The organism is Parvimonas sp. D2 (genome assembly GCF_035282635.1).
In the GTDB taxonomy this organism is placed as follows: Bacteria; Bacillota; Clostridia; order Tissierellales; family Peptoniphilaceae; genus Parvimonas.
Genome location: NZ_JAYKBO010000120.1, coordinates 1 through 232, shown reverse-complemented (window position 1 = coordinate 232; position 232 = coordinate 1). Strand labels below are relative to the sequence as shown.

1 protein-coding gene is annotated in these 232 nt (G+C 56.5%); it reads left to right on the top strand.

Translation table 11 applies throughout. The annotated features are described in order from the left end of the window. A partial coding sequence (locus VJI77_RS07790) for a hypothetical protein (protein WP_323989030.1) occupies positions 1–232 on the top strand: 232 nt, incomplete at both ends.

The following is a 232-nucleotide window of genomic DNA, read 5'->3' as shown; positions in this document are numbered from 1 at the left end:
CGCTCCGGTTCAACCGAAACCGTGCAGCTCCGGTTCATCAATAAGTTTACCAAATTTGCCGATCTCGCCGGCGGAGATTTCTCTGCCATGAACGAAGGACCGCGCTTCTCCAATCAAGGCAGCGGCGAGTTTATCGGGTCGTTCGAGAATCAGGGCGGCGCCCGGACTTTTGGCAGCAAAGTTAATCAGCAAACCCAGGCGCCTCCGGGCGATTTTGGCAGCTTCTCTACCG